The 25,117-nt window shown below is 41.9% G+C and carries 22 protein-coding genes; 4 read left to right on the top strand and 18 right to left on the bottom strand.

Going from position 1 to position 25,117, the window contains the following annotated elements; all coding sequences use genetic code 11:
- Nucleotide 1: 1 nt before the first annotated feature.
- The 4 genes from LUCIF_RS14965 to LUCIF_RS14950 all read right to left on the bottom strand — a co-directional run bounded on the left by LUCIF_RS14965 (nt 2) and on the right by LUCIF_RS14950 (nt 4,012).
- Nucleotides 2–691, bottom strand: a complete 690-nt coding sequence (locus tag LUCIF_RS14965) for a response regulator transcription factor (RefSeq protein WP_122628693.1) — start codon at nt 689–691, stop codon at nt 2–4.
- Complete coding sequence (locus LUCIF_RS14960) at nt 688–2,172, bottom strand: HAMP domain-containing sensor histidine kinase (protein ID WP_122628692.1); 1,485 nt, start codon at nt 2,170–2,172, stop codon at nt 688–690. The genes LUCIF_RS14965 and LUCIF_RS14960 overlap by 4 nt, the downstream gene beginning before the upstream one ends.
- 89 nt (nt 2,173–2,261) lie before the next feature.
- Nucleotides 2,262–2,582, bottom strand: coding sequence for a hypothetical protein (locus tag LUCIF_RS26125; RefSeq protein WP_122628691.1), 321 nt, complete (start codon nt 2,580–2,582; stop codon nt 2,262–2,264).
- Nucleotides 2,583–2,686: 104 nt separating this feature from the next.
- Complete coding sequence (locus tag LUCIF_RS14950) at nt 2,687–4,012, bottom strand: replication-associated recombination protein A (protein WP_243638734.1); 1,326 nt, start codon at nt 4,010–4,012, stop codon at nt 2,687–2,689.
- A 761-nt stretch (nt 4,013–4,773) separates the two neighbouring features.
- Between LUCIF_RS14950 and LUCIF_RS27330 the strand changes: the two genes are divergently transcribed.
- On the top strand, nt 4,774–4,971 hold the full coding sequence (locus tag LUCIF_RS27330; protein ID WP_370745519.1) for a helix-turn-helix transcriptional regulator: 198 nt from the start codon (nt 4,774–4,776) through the stop codon (nt 4,969–4,971).
- Between the two features lie 26 nt (nt 4,972–4,997).
- Nucleotides 4,998–5,663: a helix-turn-helix transcriptional regulator gene (locus LUCIF_RS14945; RefSeq protein ID WP_207857766.1), complete on the top strand. Its 666-nt coding sequence runs from the start codon at nt 4,998–5,000 to the stop codon at nt 5,661–5,663.
- A gap of 122 nt (nt 5,664–5,785) precedes the next feature.
- Here LUCIF_RS14945 and dhaL read toward each other — a convergent pair whose 3' ends face one another.
- The 6 genes from dhaL to LUCIF_RS14915 all read right to left on the bottom strand — a co-directional run bounded on the left by dhaL (nt 5,786) and on the right by LUCIF_RS14915 (nt 10,529).
- On the bottom strand, nt 5,786–6,418 hold the full coding sequence (gene dhaL / locus LUCIF_RS14940) for a dihydroxyacetone kinase subunit DhaL (protein ID WP_122628690.1): 633 nt from the start codon (nt 6,416–6,418) through the stop codon (nt 5,786–5,788).
- A gap of 17 nt (nt 6,419–6,435) precedes the next feature.
- Nucleotides 6,436–7,443 (bottom strand): dihydroxyacetone kinase subunit DhaK, encoded by a 1,008-nt coding sequence (locus tag LUCIF_RS14935; RefSeq protein ID WP_207857764.1) that lies wholly within the window; start codon nt 7,441–7,443, stop codon nt 6,436–6,438.
- A gap of 12 nt (nt 7,444–7,455) precedes the next feature.
- Entirely contained in the window at nt 7,456–8,121 is a 666-nt protein-coding gene (locus LUCIF_RS14930) for a class II aldolase/adducin family protein (RefSeq protein WP_122628688.1), read from the bottom strand.
- 45 nt (nt 8,122–8,166) lie between these two features.
- Entirely contained in the window at nt 8,167–9,522 is a 1,356-nt protein-coding gene (locus tag LUCIF_RS14925; RefSeq protein WP_122628687.1) for a PTS galactitol transporter subunit IIC, read from the bottom strand.
- Nucleotides 9,523–9,735: 213 nt separating this feature from the next.
- Entirely contained in the window at nt 9,736–10,017 is a 282-nt protein-coding gene (locus LUCIF_RS14920) for a PTS sugar transporter subunit IIB (protein ID WP_122628686.1), read from the bottom strand.
- A 50-nt stretch (nt 10,018–10,067) separates the two neighbouring features.
- The gene (locus LUCIF_RS14915; protein ID WP_122628685.1) at nt 10,068–10,529 is read right to left on the bottom strand and encodes a PTS sugar transporter subunit IIA; all 462 of its coding nucleotides are present in this window, start codon (nt 10,527–10,529) and stop codon (nt 10,068–10,070) included.
- A 286-nt stretch (nt 10,530–10,815) separates the two neighbouring features.
- Here LUCIF_RS14915 and LUCIF_RS14910 point away from each other — a divergent pair, with 286 nt between their 5' ends.
- Nucleotides 10,816–13,608, top strand: a complete 2,793-nt coding sequence (locus LUCIF_RS14910) for a sigma-54-dependent transcriptional regulator (protein ID WP_122628684.1) — start codon at nt 10,816–10,818, stop codon at nt 13,606–13,608.
- Between the two features lie 30 nt (nt 13,609–13,638).
- Here LUCIF_RS14910 and LUCIF_RS14905 read toward each other — a convergent pair whose 3' ends face one another.
- The gene (locus LUCIF_RS14905) at nt 13,639–14,139 is read right to left on the bottom strand and encodes a GNAT family N-acetyltransferase (RefSeq protein ID WP_207857762.1); all 501 of its coding nucleotides are present in this window, start codon (nt 14,137–14,139) and stop codon (nt 13,639–13,641) included.
- Between the two features lie 215 nt (nt 14,140–14,354).
- On the opposite strand from LUCIF_RS14905, the gene LUCIF_RS14900 reads away from it, so the two are divergent.
- Nucleotides 14,355–15,344 carry a sodium:calcium antiporter gene (locus LUCIF_RS14900; protein WP_122628683.1) on the top strand — a complete coding sequence of 330 codons (990 nt, stop codon included), beginning with the start codon at nt 14,355–14,357 and terminating at the stop codon, nt 15,342–15,344.
- Between the two features lie 122 nt (nt 15,345–15,466).
- On the opposite strand, the gene ppsA is transcribed toward LUCIF_RS14900, so the two are convergent.
- The 7 genes from ppsA to LUCIF_RS14865 form a co-directional block, all read right to left on the bottom strand.
- Nucleotides 15,467–18,091, bottom strand: a complete 2,625-nt coding sequence (gene ppsA, locus LUCIF_RS14895) for a phosphoenolpyruvate synthase (RefSeq protein WP_122628682.1) — start codon at nt 18,089–18,091, stop codon at nt 15,467–15,469.
- A 2-nt stretch (nt 18,092–18,093) separates the two neighbouring features.
- Nucleotides 18,094–18,714, bottom strand: coding sequence for a TetR/AcrR family transcriptional regulator (locus LUCIF_RS14890; protein ID WP_207857754.1), 621 nt, complete (start codon nt 18,712–18,714; stop codon nt 18,094–18,096).
- A 272-nt stretch (nt 18,715–18,986) separates the two neighbouring features.
- Entirely contained in the window at nt 18,987–20,216 is a 1,230-nt protein-coding gene (locus LUCIF_RS14885; protein ID WP_122628680.1) for an MFS transporter, read from the bottom strand.
- A gap of 114 nt (nt 20,217–20,330) precedes the next feature.
- A complete protein-coding gene (locus LUCIF_RS14880) occupies nt 20,331–21,242 on the bottom strand; it encodes a hydroxymethylglutaryl-CoA lyase (RefSeq protein ID WP_122628679.1) in 912 nt (303 codons plus the stop codon).
- Nucleotides 21,243–21,285: 43 nt separating this feature from the next.
- Nucleotides 21,286–22,485 (bottom strand): CaiB/BaiF CoA transferase family protein, encoded by a 1,200-nt coding sequence (locus LUCIF_RS14875; protein WP_122628678.1) that lies wholly within the window; start codon nt 22,483–22,485, stop codon nt 21,286–21,288.
- Nucleotides 22,486–22,688: 203 nt separating this feature from the next.
- The gene (locus tag LUCIF_RS14870; RefSeq protein WP_122628677.1) at nt 22,689–24,614 is read right to left on the bottom strand and encodes a sigma-54-dependent Fis family transcriptional regulator; all 1,926 of its coding nucleotides are present in this window, start codon (nt 24,612–24,614) and stop codon (nt 22,689–22,691) included.
- A gap of 186 nt (nt 24,615–24,800) precedes the next feature.
- On the bottom strand, nt 24,801–25,117 hold a 317-nt coding region (locus LUCIF_RS14865), incomplete at its 5' end, for a group II intron maturase-specific domain-containing protein (protein ID WP_279386963.1).

Genomic DNA, 25,117 nt, shown 5'->3' with positions numbered 1-25,117 from the left:
TTCATACCTTAAAACGGTATCCAACACCCCAGACAGTTTGGATATAACGGGGGTCCGCCGGATTTTCCTCGATCTTCTCCCGAAGTCGATTGATATGAACCGCAACGGTAGCATTCTCACCCAATGCATTATAACCCCAAATACGGTCATAAAGAGTTTCACGGCTATATACAACATCGGCATTCATCACTAAAAAAAGCAACAACTCATATTCTTTATTTTTCAATTCCTTTTCTTGTCCTCTTACAAAAACACGATGTGATTTAGTGTAGATACAAATAGGGCCGATGGTTATTTTATCGGACATTTCTTTGCAACTATTCTTGAGTCGCTGATACTGAGCCAGATTCGCTTTGACACGTGCAACCAGTACCCCAGGCGAAAATGGTTTCTCGATATAATCGTCCGCACCTAGTCCAAGGCCGCGAATTTTGTCAATATCCTCCTGGCGTGCAGTTACCATTAAGATGGGAATGTCCAGTTGCTCGCGAAGTTTTCGGCAGACTAAAAAACCATCCATTTCCGGCAACATTAAATCTAATAAAATTAGATCAAAATTACCGCGCAGAGCTTGATCTACTCCGGAAAGTCCGTCTGAGGCAATTTCAACCGTAAAATGGTCAATTTCTAAATAGTCCCGTTCAATCATGGCAATATCGTTATCATCTTCAATAATTAAAATTTTGCTCATTTTTTATTCTCCTGTATAGGTAATTTGATTTCCATAGTTAGTCCCTCATTTTTTCCATTTTTGGCTGTAACTGTACCGCCCATTTGACTAACCGCTTTGGAAACAATAGCAAGCCCCAACCCGCTGCCCTTCTGTGGATTTTGCCGAGCTGGATCGCTTCGATAAAAAGTATCAAAAATCCGGGGGAGTGATTCTTCCGATACGCCAGGACCATCATCCGACAACGTAAGTATCACATAGGCAGCCTCTGTCTGTGTGGAGTAAATTGTAAGCTGACCCATCACCTTATTTTTATATTTCAAACTATTTTCCATGATATTGACCAGAATTCGGCGCAGTGAATCCGGGTCACCAAATACTGTGACAGGTAACAAATCCTGCATTGTTATTTGCAGGCCCTTTTCCTTATATTCTGCACCGACCTCATGAATAAGTGTGTCGATTTCTTTTGCCAGATTCAACGGTTCAGGGTGTTCTGAACATTGACCAATTTCCATTTTAGAAAATAGGAAAATTTTTGACACCATTTGATCAATATCTATGGATTTGGTCTTGATTGTTTCCAAATAGCTGCGCTGTGCCTCCGGCGTTTTGGCCACCCCGTCTAATAATCCCTCCACATAGGCGCGTATAGAGGTCAGCGGTGAACGCAGATCATGGGAAATCCCTGCTAATAGTTCTTTACGGCTTGCCTCCTGCCGTTGCAACAAGTCAACAGATTCCTTTAGACGAGTTGCCATATCATTGAAGTCGGCACAAACTGATGCAAATTCATCCTTATGGTCATATTTGATTCGGCAATCTAAATTGCCATCTCGAATCTGTCGCACGCCACTTGATAAGATATTCATTGGATCTTCAATTTTTTGAAACACAAATCTAATTAAAAATTTATTTGTTAAAAAAACGGAAAGACAAATACCTAAAGTTAGGATTATTCCGAATGGTATTAGCATTCCATGCCGTAAATGAGGAGAATCTTCTATCTGTTGGCCTAAATGAGGGGAATCTTCTATCTTTTTACCTAAAATACTTATGCTATACAAAGTTCCTTTAATTTCTGTCTGATGAACATAATAGTTGTATCCATTACTAGATATTACTCCTTCACCATTTAACGCCGCCATGGCTGCCAACAGCTTGGAATTATCTAATTTTACATCTTTGCCAAAATGATATCGTTCCACACCTAATGCGCTAATAGTCAAGGAAAACGAACCTTGATTTAACAGCTCTTCCAGATGCTTAATTTGTTCGGTTTGTTCATTTGGGTCTGTTGTATTCAAAAAGTTTTCTGCTATAGATGAAATCCTTTGACTTGCATTATAAAAATGCGGAGAATCCTTCAGAACAAAGCCAGCGCCGTTTATCATAGCCAACCAAACAATTTCAAGGCAGACGGCAGCAATAATAGTCGTGATTATCACCGGCACAATAATCATAAGAATGTTGGAAATAGAAAGCCGTTCTTTTATTGTCATAATGATGCCTCAATTCTTTTATGTAATTTAGAGAGGCGCAAAGGAGATTACATCTATTTTGTTACTCCCATGGATAAACGACAGAGCATTCACAACAAGATTAGCTCAATATTAGTATAAAACAGTAATGGAAAAAACGGAATGGTATACGATTCGATACCATTCTTGGTTTCTCTTGGCGGAACGGTAACAATACGACTATTTAATATTCTGCCGGTGATGACGCCAAATAACGCCATGGGATAAAACAAAACTCCTGCCAAATTTTGCACATTGGGCAGGAGTTTACGTGGTTTAATAACAAGTATAATATATAAAATTTTGGTTTGGAGGGTGGATTCACTTTCGGCAACTAATTTATGAAAAATTGGAAAGGTGGTAGTGAGCTGGGCGGGAAGGTATTTCCGCATGTGCATTTCTAATTAGGACATCTTTATTTAGTTCTCTTATCTCATCTATGTATTGAGGCTCACATTTCAAATTAATATATAACTTGTTCTTCCTTAACTGATTCCTAAAGTTTCTTTGTTTTGAGCTTTTTGATAAGCTCCAAACGTTCTTTTATATTTTTTTCAAGACCTTGTTCAGTAGGCTGATAATATTGGCGGTCTTTCAGATTTTCCGGCAGGCATTGCATGTTGGCAACTTTATCCTTGGCATCATGTGCATATTGATAATCCTTACCATAGTTAAGGCTTTTCATCAGCTTGGTGGGAGCATTCCGAAGGTGCAGCGGCACACCATCGGCAAGTGTGTTTTGCGCATCTTTCTTGGCATTTTCATAAGCTATATATAGCGCATTGGACTTAGCTGCAATAGAAAGATATACTACCGCCTGAGTTAAGTGCACGTTACACTCGGGCATGCCTAGATAATGGGCGGCATTATATACGGCAATAGTCATTTCCAGAGCTCTGGGATCAGCCAGTCCGATGTCTTCTGACGCAAAGCGGATAAGCCTTCTGGCAATAAACAGCGGTTCTTCTCCGGCTTCAAGCATTCTGGCCAGCCAGTAGACCGCGGCATCAGGATCACTGTTGCGCATGGATTTGTGCAAGGCAGAGATAAGATTATAGTGTTCTTCCCCGTTTTTATCATATAACAATGCTTTTTGTTGGATACAACCTTCTACGACACCTTTACTTATAATCGTGGTGTCACTCTGCCTATCACCGCTCGTTACAGCCATTTCCAGCACATTAAGCGCCGTCCTGGCATCTCCATTTGAATATACGGCGATTAATTCCAGCAGTTCATCGGCAATTTCAATATTTTGACCCCCGTAGCCTCTTTGATCCTGTAAGGCATGCTTTAATAGCTTCACAATATCTTCTGTTTGCAGAGAATGCAGAACAAACACTCTACTTCTCGATAGCAAGGCTGCGTTGACCTCAAAAGAAGGATTTTCGGTAGTAGCGCCAATAAGAATAATGCTGCCTTTCTCAACGTGTGGAAGAAAAGCATCCTGCTGCGCTTTGTTAAAGCGATGAATTTCATCTACAAAGATTAAAACCCGCTCGCCTATCAGCCTGCTCTGTTCCGCTTTTGCCATTATCTCCTTGATCTCTTTGATACCAGAGGTTACAGCGCTAAAGTTCATAAATTTAGCGTTGGTTATATTGGCGATAATCATCGCAAGGGTAGTTTTACCAACCCCAGGCGGCCCCCATAAAATCATCGAAGTAATATTATCTGATTCTATGAGCTGTCTCAGTACCTTGTCTTTACCAAGGATATGTGTCTGACCAATGTATTCATCTAAAGTTCTTGGCCTGAGCCGGTCAGCCAAAGGAGCTCTATGCATATTTTCAAAAAAGGTGCCTTGTACAAAAGCCATCATTACACCCAATTTCCTCGAATTTACATGGTTCTATTTTATATATTATCATCTAATTACTAATTGTTCGAGAGCCTTAACAAGATCAAATACAAAGACCAGCTCAAATATAAATGGCTTTTTATTCATTTCCATAAATAGGCACTCCTAAAATAATATTATCTCATAATTATTAATAAAAGCTGAATCCTGCATAATACAGAAATCAGCTTTTATTCCCTTTTTGCATTATTTCTGTCGTATTAAAGAATGATCCTTTTCTATAGCTTAATGCATACACCGTGCCCAGTGGCTACGAATTTTAGATTAATACTTTTGAGGTTATTTAGCAGTTTATCTTGCATTTCTTTATTGGGTATAGATTCGATACCACAATTGGCAACAGCATCTTCCCAACTGCGTTCTATAACCTCTGCGTATGAATTAGAGTGGGCTCTGCAGATAGTAATAAATATTGATGAAGAGATAGGTTGATTGGTTCAATATAATCCGTAAACTGGTGTAAATCATTATAAATTTGGGTCATATAAAATCCCCCTTTAATAAATTAAATTTAAACTTGGCAATTGCTTTCATTGTTCCATGATAGTTCCTGGTCATATAAAATTGATCAACCGGTTACGTCATTGACCAATATATTTTTATTATAACCAAGAAACCTTGACATCTATGTGTCATATTTTATGATAGGATAAAATAAAAATCTAAGGTGATATCGTTGAAACTAGGCAGATTAGTATCCATTATTATGCTGCTGCTCGAACATAAAAAAAATCAGCGCCACTAAGCTCGCGGAAATGTTTGAAGTAACGCCTCGAACAATCTACAGAGATATAGAAACCATAAACTCGGCGGGTATTCCAATTGTAACTTATCCCAGAGTTAATGGCGGCATTGGCATTATGGAGGAGTACAAGATAGAAAAAAGGTTATTTACTCTTCAAATATCACCGCCTTATTAATAGGTCTTGGAAGTATTCACCCAACCATGTCCAGTGAAGATATCCTTAATACTATAGCAAAAGTGAAAGGCTTAGTCCCAGCGGAACAAATGAGAGCTATTGAATCAAAATCAAGTCAGATTGCCATTGACCATACTCCTTGGTTTGGAAATAAAAGCCTAAGGCTGAAGCTTGAGGAGATTAAAACTGCCATTAGCGAAAACCGCCTCCTGTCTTTTGATTATTCTGACCGGCTTAGCCAGAAAAGCCAAAGAATAGTCGAACCCTATCGGTTAGTATTAAAGGATTCGAATTGGTATATACAGGGATACTGTACTACCAGAAAGGATTTTCGGATTTTTAGACTCTCCCGTACTTCGTCACTTGAAATCCTTAAAGAAACCTTTCTTCCCAGGGAATTTAATTATAAATCGCAAGACTTTTCATTCAGAACAGGACGTGAAGCTACTACCGTTAAACTTCTTATTGACGATTCAATAAGAGACTTGATGGTGGAATTTTGCGGAGAGGAAAACATTGAATCCTATGGAGATAATAAATTTATAGCTCACTGTCCATTTGTGGAAGATGAGTTTTGGTATAATATGCTGCTTCGCTTAGGTGATAAATGTGAATACTTAGCACCAGAAAATGTCCGTTCAGAAGTGATTCGCAGAATTGAAAACTTATTGGCTGCTTATAAAAAAAGCTGAAAAACCCCAAGAATCCTTGATCTTTTTAAGGTTTCTTGGGGTTTTGAGGAACTAACTAACCTTTGCTTTTATTTTTATACCCTGAATTTTTTCGCAAAAACACAATAGAAATCCACTTATTATCAGCAGAACCGATTCGTAATTCCTTTGATGATAAACATAACAGCCGTCGCACCCGGGTCAGGTTTTCCAATTGATTTTTCATTATAATAGGCGGCTCTTCCATGGACTGATTGCATTTTTTTGGTTTGTTCAACGCCGTCTACTGCTGCGTAATAAACAGCTTTGCATAAGTCAGCCGCTGGTTTATCTTCATTCATTGCTTTGTCTAATGCCTCTATGGCTGGATATAAGGCATCCAGCATAGTTTTATCGCCAACTTTGCTTTTACCGCGCTCCATAACACCCTGGATCGCCGCTTGGCCCATCGCCGCCAGGTCATGTAATTCCAACTCCGTTTTCCCTTTGGCTACTGCGGAGGCTTTAATGAAACAGGTTGCGATCAGCGTCCCCATTGTCGATGGAACAACCGAATTCATTTTCATCCCCAATTTCATAAAAACCTTTCCCATATCCGTTTCATGAATTGCATCCATTTCATTATATAGAGCCAGAAAACCGGTATGCATAGTAAGACCTAAGTCACCATCACCCATAGAGCCATCCAGTTCAATAAGATATGCTTTTTCTTTTTCTAATATGGCGACAATAGAAGCTAACACATCTTTCATAGCCGCCTTGGTTATCTTTCCCATTATAAATTCACCCTTTTCTACCTGGATTGTTCGAAAAATGGAGAGTAACACGGCGCATCAATTAGTTCTTTTAATTCGTCATCCAATTTTAACAAACTAACTGACATTCCTGCCATTTCCAGTGAAGTAGCATATTCACCAATATATTTTCTGTGGATGGCAATCCCTTTTTCTTGCAAAATTTCATGTGCTTTACGATATGCAAGATAAAGTTCTTCTTTGGGAGTTCCTCCTAAGCCGTTCACTAAGATAGCAACTTCATCCCCGGCGCTATAGGGCAAATCTTCGATAATTCTGAGCAAAATGTCCTCTACTACCTCATCGACGCATTTTAGTTTCGTACGCTGAATGCCAGGTTCGCCATGGATGCCCATGCCGACTTCCATCTCGTCTTCACCAATGGAAAACGTTGCTTTGCCGGCTTCAGGAACGATACAGGGCGTTAAGGCAACCCCCATTGTTCTTGTACGGTCTACGGTTTTCTGCGCAATCCGGGTTACTTCCGCAAGGGATACCATTTTTTCGGCTGCGGCGCCGGCTATTTTATATGCAAATACCAGACCGGCAACGCCACGCCGCTTATCTTCTTTGCCCTTGGACGCCGAAGCGACATCGTCCGAAACTAAAACTTCCGTAACTTCAATTCCTTCCATCTCATCCAGATCTTTCGCCATCCCGAAATTCATTATGTCGCCGCCATACCGTCCATATAAGTGAAGAACGCCGGCTCCCGCATGAATTGCTTTATCGACTTCATGCATCGCTTCCGCGCTTGGTGAAGCAAAAACATTGCCAATCGTTACACCATCAGCGAGCCCATAGCCTACATAACCTAAAAATACCGGTAAATGGCCCGAGCCTCCGCCTGTCGCGATCGCTACTTTACCCGTTTTTTTCCGGTCCGCTCTTACCAGGCAGTGATAACTGCCATTTAACATTTTTAAAGATTCCGGATGCGCAAGTACGATACCTTCCACAGTTTCCCGGGCAAAATCTTCCGGTTTATTAATCAGCTTTTTCATCATTGCGGCTCCTTTTTATTTTTTCAATAATTTAATTTGTTTCGGATATTCCCATTTCTGCAACTCATCCAATGGCACAACGTGCGGCTCTTTTCCATTGTTAAGCATCAATGTCCGATAATATATTTCGGCAAGTTCTTCTACGTAATGTGCTTTTAATAAAGCTTCTTTTAATACTTTATCTACGGCAATAACACCATGGCTTTCCATTAGCGCGACATCGGATATTTGTAACGGTCCGATAACGGATTCCGCCAGTTCCGGCGTGCCCGGCCGGCCATACCCGGCAACCGGAATATAGCCTTTTTTGCAGCCAAGTCCGGCAACTTCATAGACAATAGCGGGAATTTCCTTTTTTAGAACGGAAAAAGCCGTTGCATAGCGTGAATGAGTATGCGCAATGGCCGCTACATCCGCTCTTGATCTATAAACTGCTAAATGCATTAAACTTTCACTGGTTGGCCTTAAGCCGGTTTCCGCTTCAATCACGTTGGCGGCTAAATCAATAACCACAATATCATGATAACTAAGTTCCTCTCTGTCTACCCCGGTAGGAGTTATACATACATAACCGCTCTGGAGATCCCGCGCACTGAAATTACCTGCTCTGTGTTTGCATAATCCGGAACGGTCAGCGCTTAGCGCATATTTTACGACTTGCTGTTTTAATTCTTCCAACATATATACCAACTCCACTTTACTTTTATAATCGGAATCGCCGTATGATCAATGCGATTTCACTTCATCTAACTTTTTATTAAGATTTTTCATATAGTTGTAGTACCAGACAAATAGTATGCCAAATCCGGCTAGTGCGGCGATTCCCAGCATCTCTCCGTTAAAAGCATGGACAAGTGACCAACGGAATTCCGGTGCTTCGAGCTGTATCCAGGTAATGAATTGTCCGGCATGCACTTGCAGCGTTCCGGTCGAAGCCGCCATTTTGGTTATCATAGGAGCAAAGCTGGTTGCCACAGCCAGATACATAGGAGTCGCTATGATAGATATAAGGATCATCCGGAATAAATTGCCACCTGTAACAATCAGAGCAGGAACTGCGACACAAACATTAATAATAGAAGCAAGCGGAATCACGTTGTTCATGCCCATTTTACTCATAACCAACGCTAAGACCAATTCAAACGGCACCAATACAATCGCCGTTACCCAAATTTCATTTTGACCTGCCAGGAAAGGCCAGTCGAGACCGACATAAAAATCTCTGCCTTTAAATTTACTTTTCATATAGCTGCTTGTAGCGTCTGCAATGGGAGCCAGCGCCTGCATAAACAGCTTTGCCACCATGGGGAACAGCACCAGTGAGGTTGCAACCTGCACTGCCGTTGTCAAAACTGCTTTGACGGCATAGCCGCCCATTAGTGCAATTAACGCACCAACAATAAAACCCATAATGCTGTTTTCACCAAAAATACCAAGTTTATCTTTCAGCTCTTTAGCATTTAAATTAATCTGATTAATGCCGGGAATAAAATCGAGAATCCGGTTTAAAAGGGCTAAAAATGCGCTCTGCAATGCCATCGGATGTGTACAGGTAACACCAGGAATATTGGAAATATGGTTTAGCTGTTTTTGAATCAGGTCGGCGTTAATAAGTTCCAGAATTATTTGAATTGCAGCAGCCGCATAACCCAGCATTAAACTGCCGGTTAAGTACGATACCATACTGGCTACAAAGATCTTGCCCCATACATTCCATAAATCAACATTTAAACAATTTGTCCATTTAAAGCCTAACATAATTAGATTAATAATAATCTGTATCGGGAATAGTACCAGCGCATACGGCCAAGCCCAGGCAATGGCCGCAATGGGTGACCAGCCAACGTCAATTGCGGTTAGTTCCAATCCGGTGCGTTTTACTAGCGCCGCCGCCGCCGGACTAATCGCATTAAACATAAAGCCTAATACAACATTCATTCCGGTAAAAGCAACCCCTAATGTCAACCCGGCTATAATTGCTCTTTTCGGTTTCATTTTCATCAGTAAACCGAGCAAAATCATAATAACCGGCAAAAATATCGCCGCACCCAGACTCAATATATAATTTAATACCGCTTGCATTCTTCCCATCCCCTAAATTTTATTTTTATTACACCGGTACATAATTGATTAACCCGTTAATCATCGCACGATTCATCTTCTCTTAGGATCAATTACACCACTTCACTTACACTTTAGCAGCCGAAATGATATAATAAATTTGGATTACTTTTTTTAGCTTCTTTTGTTTTTTAGCAAAGAAGCTTTTTTTCTTATAAAAGCCGCCACATCCGATTATTTTTTAATAAATTCTTTTAATTTTTCAAATTCTTCGTCCATACCAACACCTGTTAGAAATGGAATTCCGCTAATGGTTGGGACATTCCAGTTATTGGCGCCGGTAGAAACAATTGATACATAAATGTCACATTGGTCAATGATACTTTCCAGCGATTTGATATCGACGGCTTCAACGGTTACAGCAAGTCCCTCGTCTTCACACATGCTGCTTATCTTGGATGCCACCGTTTGAGATGTTGCAACACCTGAGCCACATGCCACAAAGATTCTTTTCATACCAAACACTCCTCTTTTTTATTATTTTAAACACCGGATAAAACCGGTATTTACGCCAGGATTTCATCTAATTTGTTAATAATGGCTTTTTTGGTATCGGACTGGTACAAATCTAACAGCTTATCTCCATTCGAAAAGATAGACATCAACTTACTTAATGTTGCCAAGTGTTCTTTAGGATCAGTAACCGCCAACATAAAAAGCAGTTGAACGTCAACATCGCCGCCACTATTTCCCATCTCCTTAAAACGGACTGGAGTTGACAATTTAGCGACTAAAATAGCAGCTTTATTTACATGTTCGGGATCTGTATGCGGAACTGCAACTTTCACGCCTAACGTATTTAATCCCGTAGGAAAAACTCTTTCTCTGCTGATAACTGCGTTGGCATAGCTGGTTTTTACATACCCTTTATGATTTAAAATAGTTGCCAGATTTTTGAGCAACTCTTCATTTTCCTGGGCTTTATAGTCTAAAAATACTAATTCTTCATGTAGCAGCGACGTAGTCATGCGAATGACCTCCTTGTTTAAGTGAATGCATTTATTATTCGCAAATATCATGCCATATTAGTGTCTAGCGGATAAACTCTGCAAAGGGAATGCTTCAGAGAATTTTTTTATGCACTTTTCAACAAATCTTTGACTAGTGTATAATCTAAGAAAGATTATACAAGCCTTTTTGATGTTAGAATTCTATAAATTGTTTAGTGCATAATTTTTATGGTCGCTAAAAATATTTTTTATTTATAGAAAAAGCAGGCTCTATACCGTTATAAAGTTTATGGAGTGATCACGATTGAAAAAGCTGGATCTTGTTATGCAGTTTATTGAAAATAATGTTTCTTATGATAGTTTTATCAATAAAATACAGCAAGATATGAATCCTGGAATTGATGCTGCACAAATTCAACAGGAACTGGGAATTATCCGCAATAATGCAAGTACGATATTAAATAATCTTTGGAAACAAAACCGCCTGATAAAAATCAGCAGCCGCCCTGTTACATTTTTTCCCGGCCATATCTTAACGCAAATTACAAAGGAATGTTCTCTTGGACGAAAAAATATGTATACATTTACTGAACTAAAACACGCGCTTATAACTTTTAATGTAGAGAAAACACAAAAGGATCCCTTCTTACGATTATTGGGTAATAACAGTAGTCTGCTTAATCAAATTAGCCAGGCTAAAGCGGCGATTGTTTATCCGCCTAAGGGCTTGCATACGCTGATATTGGGAGAAAGCGGCGTTGGAAAAACAACTTTTGCTTCGGCCATGCATGAGTATGGGATGCTGCTAAAAAATAAAACATTAGAAGAATTCCCCTTCATAACGTTTAATTGTGCAGATTATTTTAATAATCCCCATTTACTATTATCACAGTTATTTGGGCATGCCAAAAATTCGTTTACCGGCGCTGACAAAGATAAAGAAGGGCTCGTTGAAAAAGCAAATGGCGGAATCCTATTTTTAGACGAAATACATCGGCTGCCTCCAGACGGACAAGAAATGCTCTTTCATCTTATGGATAAAGGAGAGTATAACCGACTGGGCGAAACCGGCAGCAAACGGATCAGCAACCTTTTAATTATCGGTGCAACAACAGAAGAACCGAATGGGTCTTTATTAGCCACTTTTATACGGCGAATTCCAGTGACCATTACGCTGCCATCTTTTATTGAAAAGCCAATCAGCGAGAAAGTAGAAATTGTTGAACACTTTTTCTATGTAGAAGCAGTAAATTTAAATAAGCGAATCGCAATTACCCCGGAAGTGCTTAAAGCCCTTGCTATTTATGATTTTAAAGTGGGAAATATCGGCCAGCTCCGTTCAGAAATTAAACTGTTATGCGCTAAAGCGTTTTTGCAGCACTTGCAAAATAATCAGGCCATCAGTATCGAATTTTCGATGTTGACTAAAGAGATTCGCGAAGGACTTTTTAATTATGCCAAACAGGAAAAGGATGTAAAAAATTACCTGAATGTATTTTCGGAAAATATTATTATTTCGCCGACTAAGGAATATGACTATTATCCATTTGAAATAAAAAATGATATTTATGATTTAATATCTAATAAATTAAATGATTTAAAGCAACAGGGACTAAGCAGTGAAAATATAAATGAATCATTGAAAAAAGAGGTCGACCAGTATTTTAGCGGCATTATGAAAAATTTTCACAATGCTCATATAAATATTACTATGCTTTATAAACTAATTCCTAAGGAAATTGTGGATATAACCTCGGAACTGATAGAATTTTCTCAACATTATTTAGTTACAAAGTTTAATAATAAATTTATTTTTGGTTTATCTTTTCATATTCAAGCATTATTAAAACGTATACAAGAAGGAAAACTTATTCAAAATAATCATCTGGCCAAAATAAAACGGGAAAATCCAAAAGAGTTCCGCTTAGCAAAAGAATTAGTAAAAATTCTAAGTGAAAAATTTGGCATTCTAATTCCGGAAGCGGAAAAGGGCTTTTTGGCATTGCTGCTTGCTCACAATAAGCTCGAGTCGCCAAATGATGAAAAAATTGGGGTTATTATTGTTTGCCATGGTGAAGCTACGGCGACAAGTATTGCCAATGTAGCCAATTCCCTGCTTAACGCAGACTGGATCAAAGCGATCGATATGCCGCTTAATGCCACAATTAATGAAACATATAATAAAGTCAAAAATGCAGCCTATGCGATTAACCGGGGCAAGGGAATTCTCTTATTGGTAGATATGGGTTCTCTAATGAAGTTTAACGAACAATTAATGACCGATACCGGCATAAAAGTTAAAACAATTGATAATGTATCAACTCCGCTGGCACTGGAAGTATTACGCAATGTGCTTTATAAAATGGATGACTTAGACACTTTGTATGATGCATTGACAGCACAAAAGAACATAGCGCCGATACCTGTGAAAAAAAAGCAAACGGCGATTTTATCCGTATGCATAACAGGAAAAGGTTCTAGTCTTTTAGCTAAAAACATCCTAGAAGAATTAATAAATAGGCATTATCATGAAACAGTAAAAATTATTATCGTCAATTATCTGGATGCAAAAAAACAACTTCCCACAATTCAACAGAACTATGATGTCGTTGCTGTTATCGGCAATATTAACCCTGATCTTGGATTGCCTTACTTTCCTATAAATAAGTTATTGGATACCTCGTTTCAAAAGCAATTTTTCCACCTTTTAGACAGTAATCTGCAAAATACACTTCCCGCCGTTCAAACAACTAAAACGGTATACGAAACAGCCAAAGAAATGCTAGAGCAATATGTAAAATATATTAATCCCAAGTTTGCAGTTATTAGTATAAAAAAATGTATCGATAAAATTCACAATGTACCGAGTAATGAAGACTTGCTATTGGACCTGATTGTACATATGGGATGTATGCTTGACCGCTGTATACATAAGGATGCTATCTTATTTGAAAACATCCATTCTTTTAGAAAAGAAAATCAGGCTGATTTTGAACAGATTCGTAATATTATTAATGATTTAGCAAATGAGTATGATACGGTAATTAACGACGATGAGGTCTGCTATATTGTTAAAATTATAAAATATCGCATATAAAGCATCAAAACAACCCCATTTGCGGTTTACTTATAAGTTAAGTTTCTTTTCTCGTTTGATTCCAGTATAATTACCTTCTTGAACCATTCCAACATACTCAAATCCAAGTCCATTATAATATTCATTTAACTTATGATTTGAAGCCTGACAATCTAATCTAATTTTATTTTTACCATGTTTAATTGCAATTTGTTCACAGAATTTAATTATAGTCGCTCCAATACCCGAAACCCCTATGTCGGTAACCAAATTATGAATATAGTAACTTTGCGAACTGTCATTCCAACACTTATCTTGTTCTAATAATGCAAATGCTCCTATAACACTATTTAAATTCCCATATTTAACAACATAAAGTTGACCCTTTGATACTAATTCTTCATAATAGTTTTTGGGATAGTATTTAAGATAATTCGTTTTATTCCATTGACTTATGTTATTTTCATCCATCCATTTTATACGTTTTTGTATAAGTATCAAAATTTCATCAACATCTTTATTTATTGCCTTTTGAAAAATATATCTATCCACGGCATAGTCCTCCCTTATAATGGAATTGTTTTGACATTTTTATCATTTTTGGATATAATTTAACTGCTTTAGGGGAGTAATTAACTAGATACTATCAACATATTGGCAATTGCCTGGTAGTATCCGCATAAAAAGTGCGTAATGAGACCTATGGCGCTTTTAATAGCGCCTAGGTCTTTTTATTTTTACCTATTCTATAAAAATGGAGGCTGTCTATGTTTACTGTTTATTTAACTCTATTAGTATCCGTACTCGTAATCTATTATAGCTGTGAACTTTTTGTTAACGGTATTGAGTGGGTCGGTAAAAAATTTGGTGTTTCACAATGTGCTGTAGGAACTATTTTAGCAGCTTTGGGAACTGCCCTGCCTGAAAGTGTTGTTACTTTCGTAGCAGTGGCCTTTAATGCTAGCAGCGAACAAAAAGCTATTGGGGTGGGAGCAGCATTAGGTGGCCCTCTCGTACTTGGCACAATTGCTTATGCTGTTGTAGGGATATGCATTATTCTTTTCCGAAAAAAACGCGAAATAGGAACAGATATTGATATTGATAGTAAAAAATTGAGTCGGGATCAATTATGGTTTGTATCCATATTCATTTTTAAAGTTTTATTGGGACTGTTTATTTTTAATATTAAACCTTTATTAGGTGTTTTATTTCTAACAGCTTATGGCTTATATTTCTTCAAAGAAATGCGTGCCGAATGTATAGATGAATGTTTGATTCTCGATCCGCTTAAATTTCAACCATCTAAAACAGAGCCACAAAAATCCTGGGTTATCGTACAGACAGTAATAGCATTAATACTTATCTTTATTAGCTCACACTTATTTGTAAAAAACCTCGAAGTCGTAAGTGCTTATTGGAATATATCGCCGCTTATTGTATCACTTCTCCTAAGTCCGGTTGCTACAGAACTTCCGGAAATTCTCAATGCAGTTATATGGGTTAGACAAGGAAAAGAGACCCTTGCCTTGGGTAATATTAGCGGTGCAATGATGATTCAGGCTACTGTACCAAGTGCCTTTGGTCTATTCTTTACTCCTTGGTTATTTGACTCACATCTGCTTTGGGCCGGAATTGTAACATTACTAGTCATTATTTACTTATTAATGACCCTTAGGAGAGACAAGCTATCACCTGTTCGTTTAACTTATGCAGGACTTTTCTATTTGATTTTTGCTTCCATCTTTTTAATTAAATAATGTCTGTACATTAATAACTGTCAGGGACGGGGTTGCCGAGCTTGCTGTTAAGACACCTAGGACGTTCCTTATTCCATCATAATGTTCTCCGTCATTTGATTGTGAAAATGCAATCTTTTCTGCTATAAGATCTGCACATACCCTTCCGTTCCGTTCACCCGGATTCGCTGGCCGTCTTTGATCAGCTTTGTGGCGTTTTCCACGCTCACCACCGCGGGAATGCCGTATTCGCGGGCAATGACGGCGCCGTGGGTCATTAGCCCGCCCACCTCCGTCACCAAGCCTTTGACGGATACGAATACAGGCGTCCAACTGGGGTCGGTGAAGGCGGTGATCAAAATATCGCCATTTTCGATAGCCGCATCCTCCATCTTTAATACGACCCGCGCCCGTCCTTCGATCACGCCAGCCGAAACGGGCAGGCCCGGCAATGCGCCACGCGGAATATTCCCGGCGTCGTATTCGCCGGTTATGACCTCGCCCTCGGAAGTCATGACCCGCGGCGGCGTCAGCTTTTCGTAGACTTCGTATTCTTCCTTTCTTTCGGTTATGATGCCGTAATCCAGCCGCTTTGTACGAACGGCCTCCCGCAGTTCCTCAAACGATAGATAATAGATATCCTCCCTTTCCCGTATGACACCCTCCTGCGCGAGCATGGCAGCCTCTTTCAGCAACGCCTGCTTATAAATCCAGTACCGCTGGATAAAGGCGTACTTGGGATATTCCCGGAAGCCGATGAAATTGCGCAGCACGCTGATCATCTTTTGCGTCTTTTCGGCTTTTTTTCGGCCACCGGGCAGTTCCGACAACCGGCTTAACAGGTCCTGTTCCTTCCGTTTGGCCTCCAGCCGCCCCTGTTCGAATTTAACCCGGCCTGAATCCGGAACGAAATTTTTGATGTTGCTGAGAATCATCGGAATGAGGGAGGTAGGCCGCTCGCTCCAGCGGGTGCGGGTGATGTCAATCTCGCCGGTGCAGCGCATCCCGTATTTTTCAAGATAGGCCCTTATTGCGTGGCTGACGGCTTCGCCGCCGTCCAGCCCGGTCAGATCGCTGAAGAAGGTCTCGTCATTGGCATGCTGAAAATATTCGATCACCGCCGGGTACTGCCGGACGACGTCCGACACGTCGAGCAGCGCCAGCCCCATCATCGACGTGATGTTGTTGGCCACCGACTGGGAAAGCGGGTCGGCCGCGCTCTTTTCGCCCAGCCATTTCTCCATCTTCTTGTTGAGCCAGTTCACAACATACGCCCCAAGGAAAATCGCGCCAAAGCCACGTGGGTCATACATGATTTCTTTTAATTGTTTTTGGTCTTCCATGATAAAAGAAAACAGTTCATCACCCGATATGTTGGCGATTTTCCGCCGCAGTTCGCCGATTGACGTCTCGTTACGGGCAATGAGCGCTCGGATGGGCGCTACGTCGTTTTTGAAGTAAAGCAGGACGGCCTGAACAAACATTGCCCAGGACATCCCCTCCCGGCTTATCCGAATGACCCTCTTGCCGCGCGGCAACGATTTGATGAAAGCCTTTCGACTCAATACGTTCAATAGCGCGCTCCGCATCAGGCGGTCGTTTCGACCCAATATACCGATTACGATCCTGCGCCCGACGGGGGAGGCCAAATCGTGCGAAAGATCGATAAACAGCCTCCCGCCTGCTTTATACATGGGAACATCCCCGGATAAAAGCTGGAAGAAGGATATGCCCAACGGTTTGATGGCATCTGTCATCATCTGCCCGTGGCCCATCGATATATACACGCGATTCTTCCCGTCGCCCGCTTTCGGTATCGGGTACAAGGTGGTGATAGGACGGCTCTGGACGATAAAGAAGGTATCTTCATAAAGGCACCATTCGATGTCCTGCGGACAGGCGAAATAGGCCTCGACCTTCCGGCCGAGGCGCTCAAGTCGCAAAATCTGCTCATCGGTCAACGCCTGTATGTTCTGCCGCCCGGGCTCGATCTCCCGCTCCTGGGTGCCGCCTTCTGCCAGCGCGTAGACGGCCAGTTTCTTGGCGGACACCTTCTTGGCGGCGATGCCGCCGTCCCACACCTTATAGACATCCGCGTTCACCAAGCCGGAAACAAGCGCCTCGCCAAGCCCAAAGCTGGCGTCGATGGACAGTACTTTCCGGTTGGAGGTGACGGGATCAGCCGTAAACATGACCCCCGCGGCCTGGGGGAAGACCATCCGCTGGACGACGACGGATAGATAGACCTTGCGATGGTCAAAGCCGTTTTGGATGCGATAAGTTACGGCACGGTCGGTAAACAGAGACGCCCAGCACTTGCTGATATGCGCCAGGATGGCATCTTTTCCTTTGATGTTCAAATACGTATCCTGCTGGCCGGCAAAGGAAGCGTTAGGCAAGTCTTCTGCCGTAGCGCTGGAACGTACTGCGTAGGCATTTTTCTCACCAAGCTTTAAGAGGTGGTAGGCAATCGCTTCCTTGATATCCTCGGCAATAGCGATTCCTTCGATGAAACTGCGAATCTTGCCGCTGATATCACTGATTTTTTCCCGTTCTCCCACTCTGAGCTGTGATAGTTGATCGAGCAACAAGTCAAGTTCCGGCGTTTGCCCGATCATCTTTTTATACGCTTCGGTGATAACACAAAAGCCCTCCGGTACCTGTATACCCTCAATCCTGGATAGTTCCCCCAGGTTGGCACCCTTACCCCCGACTACCATGAGTTTTGTTTTATCAATCTCCGGAAAACTAAGCACATATGAATTCATATCTACTTCCCTCCCGCAATTCCTTCCCTGATTATCTTGAAGCCATCGTTAACCTTTTCTAAGAACAGTTCTTCGTTAAACCCAACCAAGGAATACTGCTTCCAGATCAGGGCATAAATCATATCCGCGACCAGGTCGGAATCGGTTTCCGGCTTTATGAGGCCGCGCTTTTTATCGCGCTCGATCATTTTTCGCAAACCTTCGAATGACGCGCCGCGAAGTTTGGTAATAAACTCACTGTTGTCTATCTCCATCAGCATTCCTATCTGGCTATATTTCGGATTCAAGCGCCCCCATTCGAAGGAAGCGCCGGTTGCTTGTATACAAATTTCAAAAACGTCGGCATCCGGGTCAACGGATTCTGACTGGCGGATAACATCCCGTTTTTCTTTTAGAATCTCTTCGAACATATAACAAAAGATGTCTTCTTTACCGCTGAAATACTGGTAAAAACTTCCTCGGGGTATGCCGGCAGCCTTCACGATCTGGTTGATGGACGCCTCGCTGAAACGTCGGGTTGAAAATTCCTGTACGGCAGCATCAAAAATTTTCCGTTTCTTATCATCACTCAAATTATGGAAAGTGTCTTTCGGCACGCCATCATCTCCTTTTAAAGCCATCATAGCATAACATGCCGAATATGACAATCATGTCATATGACAATATTGTCATATTTATTTTATACAAATTAACCAGAAATATGTAATGTTCCGATAAGAAGCAATTTCACAATTTATTGGAGGGACAAGCAACCTGCCCCCTTGCATGCATAGTATAGAAATATCCGGCAACCGCAGTTACCGGACTATTTCTTCTCTAAGGCTTAGTTTGGCTCACTAGCATGAGTTCAATCATATTACTTCATAAGCTTTAGAGGCTGTTTAACTACTCTATACTAACGAAGTATTCGCGAACGCGCCGAAAGGATCTGCAATATAAACAGCATGCCAGCCGCCAGTATAAGTCCACTAATCAAAAATAGGAAACCACCCCAAAAAGATCCCGTAAACGAAACGATCGCGCCAACGACTATAGGGGCGAAAAAGCCTCCTATTTGCCCGCCGAAGTTCACGAAACCGCTAAAGGTAGCGCGCAATTCATCAGGTATTTGGTCTTGCGCTGTTGCCCAGAACGGGCCAAAACCGCCATATAGGAAAAATCCGGCACAGGATAGGGCCGCCAGACAGCCCAGCGCTGATTCCTGGGTAAAAGCGACATAAAGCGCGAAACCCGTCATTAGGTAACCAACGGCAACTAAAGACGTTTGATGTTTCATAATTTTGTTTCCGAGCCAACCCAAAATGATCATTCCAAAGAATCCAAAGATATAAGGCATTGATGCATAAAATCCCATTGTTTTCAATTCAATATGACGGGCAAGACTCAAATAACTGGGTATCCAAAGAAGAAATCCCCAAAAGGCTATGTTAAAAAACATATAAGTAAAAAACAAAAGCCAGACCGTCGGATAAGTTACTATATCTTTCCACCCTGCTTTTGAACCGTGTTTGTTCAGAATTTCAGTATGGACTACCCCTGCCACCGGTTTTTCGGGCAAAAATTTAAAAAGTAAAACCGCCATAACCAAACCCGGAATAGTAAAATATAGGAACAGTTCCCTCCACCCGGTCAAACCGATGATCCATGCCGCAATTGGTCCCACAAAAGCCGGTCCAATTGCCAGTGCAGTCAAGAAGAAAGCATTCGCTGAGGAACGTTCTTCTGAGGAAAAATAGTCGGCAACCAGCTTGAATTGGGCCCCAAGAGCTATGCCTTCTCCTATACCGAATAATACGCGTACCGCAATCAACAAACTTACTGACGAAACAACTCCTGTCAATCCTGTAAAGATTGACCAGCAAATAATTGCTATAAGCATCATCCGTTTGGCTCCGAATTTATCTGCCAAATATCCACCCGGAATTTGAATTAGCGCATAGCCAAAAGTAAATGAGGACAAGACACTACCGAATATCCACGGGCTCATATTCAGATCATGCATCATAGTTGGTCCGGCGACGGCAATATTAACCCGATCAAGATATGAGACAAACATTGTCAGCCACATTAAACATAACATAGTCCATTTCTGATTTTTATTCGATTGACCCATTAGCTCATTCACTTAACCATACCCCCAATTTTTAGTCGTTTAATCCATTTCTCTGTTTCCGTAAATTACAGTTTTTGTTCCCCTCCCTTCTATACGCCGCTTAACAAGGGATTCGATATTACCAACCTAGACATTCCCGTACTTACAAGCATAGGCCATATGTCCAGTAAGAACCGGCTGGATTTGCTCACGCACAATCTTGACTGCCTCCAGATATTGGTCCAGGTCAACCCCTGTGGCAATGTCCATGGCATGAAGCATATTGATCATATCCTCGGAGGCCGTGTTTCCCGCGGCCCCCGGCGCAAAGGGGCAGCCGCCAAGTCCACCGACCGATGTTTCAAAGATGGTTACACCTGCCTCTAAGCCAGCTAACGTATTGGCAAGGCCCATTCCCCGGGTATCATGCAGGTGCAGACCAAGCCTAATATTCTTAAATTTTTCTTTCACGGCTGTCACCAACTCAGATACTTGCTTAGGATTAGCAATGCCAATGGTATCGCAGAGAATAATGGAATCTACCCCGTAGCCCACCACCGCCTCGATCAGGCTGAGAACCAAGTCATAGTCCACCTTCCCCAAGAAGGGGCATCCAAAGGAGGTTGCCACACCGATCCTTATTTTCAAATCCGGCATTTCGGCAGTGATGCCTTGCAAATCCGCCAAAGACTGCTCCCGGGTGCGGTTAATATTAGCCATGTTGTGCTTCTCGCTGGCGGATATGACATAGGTAACTTCCTTAATACCGCACTCATACGCTTTTTTGGCCCCCGTCAGGTTAGGAACTAAGGCCATTGCCTTTAGGCCGTGATCCTGATAGTTAGCAACAATGGCTTTAGCCACCTCCGCCGCGTCCACCATTTGAGGGATAGCCTTGGGATGAACGAAAGATGTCACTTCCATGGTCCGCACTCCGGCAGCAATCATTTTCTCAATTACCGCTAACTTGGTTTGCGTGGGAATAAACTCTTTTATATTTTGGAATCCGTCGCGAGGACCAACCTCCACAAATTCAATGTTCTTGGGCAAAGCAATCATGTTATTCACCTCAAATTATTGATCAACAAGTTTTTTATGTTAATTAAATGGTCCCACGCAACTTGAGCTCTTCAATCTCAGCTTCCGTCAGTCCGGCCAACTCCGCCAAAACCTCATGGTTGTGCTGGCCTAGGCTGGGAGCAGGAGTTTGAATAGCCGGATTCGTGTCGGAAAGCTTGATATGCGAACCGGTCAGGGTTACTGCGCCTGCCTTTGGATGCTCCGTCTTAACGAACATCTCCCGGGCACCTGCGATATGGGGATCTTGTGCAACCTGCTCGATGTTATAAATTGGTGCTGCGGGTATGCCGGCCGCTAAGAGTTCATCCACCACTTCTTCAACCGTTTTTGTTTGTGTCCACTCTTCAACGATTTTCTTGACGGCTTCATGATTCTCCACCCGATCACGTGACCGCAGAAAATCGGGATGACTAGTTAGTTCGGGACAGCCAATTACGCCGCAGAACAAGCCCCACAACTTGTCATTGCCAGCACCGATGATAACCAGGTCATCTTTCGCCTGGAAGGAATCATAAGGATAGACCGATTCATAGCGGTTTCCTATGCGCTGTGGTAATCTTTTCTCGACAAAATAAATCATATTGATGATTTCAAGGCTCGCCACCGCCGAATCCACCAGCGCTACATCGACCATTTGCCCCTGATCGGTATGATTTCTGTTATATACGGCAGCCAAAATGCCAATAGTTACGGATAGTCCCCCGAGTACATCTCCCATCGCGGTTCCCGACCGGGTAGGCTCACCGCCGGGCCAGCCGGTTGTGCTCATAAGACCGCTCATAGCTTGGCTAATAATGTCATATCCCGGCCGCTTGGTATAAGGACCGTATTGTCCGAAACCTGAAACCGCCGCGTAAATAATCCGGGGATTAATTTCTTTAAGCACGTCATAACTCAGGCCAAGTTTTTTCATTGTACCGGGCCGATAGTTTTCAACCACGATATCAGCCTTCCGGACAAGCTTTTTAAAGACTTCCTTGCCCTTCGGATCTTTCAGGTTCAAAGTAACCCCCTTTTTATTGCGGTTTAGATTCATAAAATAAGCGCTTTCACCGTTTTGAAACGGCCCCATTTGGCGTTCATCCGCACCTTTACCGGCTTCTTCGATCTTAATGACATTGGCCCCCATATCGGCCAGCATCATTGTGGAAAATGGCCCTGCTAATACCCTGGTTAAATCCAGCACCGTCAAACCTTCCAGTGCTCCTTTGCGATTACTCATATCTCCATCTCCTTATTGGGGTTTCGCTTTATTTAAACGCAAAAAGCATGCCAATACTAAAATCCTTTAGTATTGGCATGCTTTCGAACATCTATTTTCATTTTTGGAAAGAAAACATACTTGACTCTTCAATCAAGCCTATAGTTTTAACACACTGCATCCATTATTCTTTTTTGAAATTCGTTTTTCATATTTGAAACATATCACGTATTTATTTTTCGCCAAAGAGTAGTTCGGCCAATCCCCAATCTTTTCGCTACTGCATCTTGATCGCGCCCGTATTTTTCAAGCATATAATCGAGAATTTTTTTCTCTACACTGTCGATTACTTGCTTTAAATTGCCTTCGAGCTCTATTCTCACAGTTAATGAATCTCCATCGTCAACCGGGAATACATTCATCACTTTTTTAAACAGCTCCGTTGAAGTCAGTTTTTGTTCCGGACGTTCGAGCAGTAAAGCTAACCGCTCGCATATATTGCGCAGTTCACGGATGTTACCCGGCCAATTGTATGCCTTCAACGCCGGAGCCAACTCCTTTTCCAATAGCTCATAGTCAGCATGAGCATTAAGCTGCTGCAAAAAAGACGACGCAAGTAACGGAATATCTTCCTTCCGTTCTCTAAGCGGAAGTAATTTCAGACTGAATACATTTAGCCGATAGTATAAATCGTCCCGAAATTCTCCTTGCTCTATTTTACTCTCAAGATTTTTGTTTGTCGCACTTATAATGCGTATATCCACAGGTATCAGCTTGTCGCCGCCAACCCGCATAATTTCTTTTTCCTGCAATACCCTCAGCAATCTGGCCTGTAATGCCTTCGGGATTTCTCCTATTTCGTCAAGAAATATTGTGCCGTTATGCGCCAGTTCAAAGAGGCCCTGCTTTCCTCCTTTTTTAGCCCCTGTGAATGCACCGCTTTCGTAGCCGAATAGTTCGCTTTCCAACAGATATTCCGGAATCGCTGCGCAGTTTACGGCAACAAACGGTCGGCCAGCCCGTTTGCTCGCATTATGAATACTCTGGGCAAACAGCTCCTTTCCGGTGCCCGATTCCCCTTCAATCAATACAGAGGAATCGGTAGTTGCATATAACGCAGCCAGTTCTTTAACTTCAGATACCTGCGGGTTAACTGTCAGAATATCTTGAAAGCGGTGTTTTGCAACAAAACCTTTAGCATGAATTTGCTTTCGTATCTGCTGTTCCAATTGCTGGATCTTAGTAATGTCCTCAAATACACTAACTACCCCGATTGGTTTTCCATCAAGAAAAATAGGGCTACGACTTGTTGCGATGATCCCGCCATGAATTTCTTGCAACTCACCTAACTCAGATTTTCCAGTTTCAAAAACAGTGTGCATCCTGGTATTCGGAATTGTCTCTTGAACAAAGCTTCCGACTACTGCCCTTTCCGGCAATCGAAAAATTCGCTCGGCCGCTGGATTGTACACAATAACCCGGTTCTGATCATCAGTGAAAATAATGCCTTCCGCAATCGAATCAAGCACAGCTTTAAACCTTACAGCTTTACGGCGTTCCATGCGACTTGCCTCAACTATATGGATTGCTTCAATCATTGACCGGTAAACCGCTTCTTCACCGCTTTCAATTAAGACTCCCTTCAAGCCGTGCTGCTCCGCCAGGTTGATGGTAATTATACCGCCAATAACAATTTCGATTCCATGCGACTTTGCATTGATTATACCTGCTTCTATTTCCTGTTCATTAAAAAAAGTATATTCGCGAATCGTTGCATTAAACATATTTTCGATATCTCGAATACCGTACATGTTACTTCCATAATTAAAAAGAGCTATCTTTTTGCCGATATCCTTTATGCTATTTATTGATTTTACAGCGTCAAACGGAGTAATGGGGATAGAGATTACAGGAACCGACACTGCTTGTTTGATATATTCCGCAGTCCCTCCTCGGCTGAGAATAGCGTCTATATTCGGTTCAATTTCTTTTGCAATAGCGGCGGCTTCATCAAGTGCTGCAAAAGCGACGTATGGTTTGAGATTTTCCTGCTTTGCCAACGCGGAGAATGTCTCCGCCATTTTAGGATAAGTATAAATTAGTGCAAGACGCACCGGTTCCGCTTTTAGGCTGCCATTTAGATTATCCATGCGTTCCCCCTCAACTCGGATTAGTTTCAGGACCCTACATCAGCATGAGTCAGTTTATAAGTCAGTAAGTCAGGGGACAGCAGTAAGTCAGGTCGAGTAGAAACGCGCCTTGCGACGCGCAACCCTCACAGAACCGGACTTGCCCTATTAAGGCATCCGGCTCTTCATAGCAGCATTTACTTACGTCTAGCCATAGATATTTACATAGATTCTCGCGTTAACTAGCGGGAATCTCTCCTCGAGTTTTGCAAATCCTTCCCAAGTCAGGCTGTTCTTTTGGCTTCTACGATTGAGCACTTCAAGTATCTTGCGCCGTATGCGGTATCCAAACGCATGAATTCCGTTGCTGTTGTCGGTCACCCCATAGTAGCGGTAGTGCCCAGCCAGCTTGGCATTTATCTGCTTGATTAAGTCTCCTATCTCAGTGTGCATATTTTGATAGAGCCATTCAGCAAAGTATTTCAACTTCGCTCTAAATTTCTTCCGGCTGGTTGTCCTCTTGA

Source organism: Allolucifera butyrica (assembly GCF_900476375.1).
In the GTDB taxonomy this organism is placed as follows: domain Bacteria; phylum Bacillota; class Negativicutes; order Sporomusales; family UPPP01; genus Lucifera; species Lucifera butyrica.
Note: the sequence above shows the minus strand (reverse complement) of the source record. Positions and strands in the feature narration are given on the sequence as shown.

What these genes read in the sequence shown, in the direction of transcription:
- ppsA (WP_122628682.1), bottom strand. Translation starts at nt 18,091, where the DNA reads ATGAATTCATATGTGCTTAGTTTTCCGGAGATTGATAAAACAAAACTC.
- LUCIF_RS14890 (WP_207857754.1), bottom strand. Translation starts at nt 18,714, where the DNA reads ATGATGGCTTTAAAAGGAGATGATGGCGTGCCGAAAGACACTTTCCAT.
- LUCIF_RS26125 (WP_122628691.1), bottom strand. Translation starts at nt 2,582, where the DNA reads ATGCGGAAATACCTTCCCGCCCAGCTCACTACCACCTTTCCAATTTTT.
- LUCIF_RS14965 (WP_122628693.1), bottom strand. Translation starts at nt 691, where the DNA reads ATGAGCAAAATTTTAATTATTGAAGATGATAACGATATTGCCATGATT.
- LUCIF_RS14880 (WP_122628679.1), bottom strand. Translation starts at nt 21,242, where the DNA reads ATGATTGCTTTGCCCAAGAACATTGAATTTGTGGAGGTTGGTCCTCGC.
- LUCIF_RS14945 (WP_207857766.1), top strand. Translation starts at nt 4,998, where the DNA reads ATGTCCAGTGAAGATATCCTTAATACTATAGCAAAAGTGAAAGGCTTA.
- LUCIF_RS14935 (WP_207857764.1), bottom strand. Translation starts at nt 7,443, where the DNA reads ATGATGAAAAAGCTGATTAATAAACCGGAAGATTTTGCCCGGGAAACT.
- LUCIF_RS14920 (WP_122628686.1), bottom strand. Translation starts at nt 10,017, where the DNA reads ATGAAAAGAATCTTTGTGGCATGTGGCTCAGGTGTTGCAACATCTCAA.
- LUCIF_RS14925 (WP_122628687.1), bottom strand. Translation starts at nt 9,522, where the DNA reads ATGCAAGCGGTATTAAATTATATATTGAGTCTGGGTGCGGCGATATTT.
- LUCIF_RS14915 (WP_122628685.1), bottom strand. Translation starts at nt 10,529, where the DNA reads ATGACTACGTCGCTGCTACATGAAGAATTAGTATTTTTAGACTATAAA.
- LUCIF_RS14870 (WP_122628677.1), bottom strand. Translation starts at nt 24,614, where the DNA reads ATGGATAATCTAAATGGCAGCCTAAAAGCGGAACCGGTGCGTCTTGCA.
- LUCIF_RS14950 (WP_243638734.1), bottom strand. Translation starts at nt 4,012, where the DNA reads ATGATGGCTTTTGTACAAGGCACCTTTTTTGAAAATATGCATAGAGCT.
- LUCIF_RS14875 (WP_122628678.1), bottom strand. Translation starts at nt 22,485, where the DNA reads ATGAGTAATCGCAAAGGAGCACTGGAAGGTTTGACGGTGCTGGATTTA.
- dhaL (WP_122628690.1), bottom strand. Translation starts at nt 6,418, where the DNA reads ATGGGAAAGATAACCAAGGCGGCTATGAAAGATGTGTTAGCTTCTATT.
- LUCIF_RS14930 (WP_122628688.1), bottom strand. Translation starts at nt 8,121, where the DNA reads ATGTTGGAAGAATTAAAACAGCAAGTCGTAAAATATGCGCTAAGCGCT.
- LUCIF_RS14960 (WP_122628692.1), bottom strand. Translation starts at nt 2,172, where the DNA reads ATGACAATAAAAGAACGGCTTTCTATTTCCAACATTCTTATGATTATT.
- LUCIF_RS14900 (WP_122628683.1), top strand. Translation starts at nt 14,355, where the DNA reads ATGTTTACTGTTTATTTAACTCTATTAGTATCCGTACTCGTAATCTAT.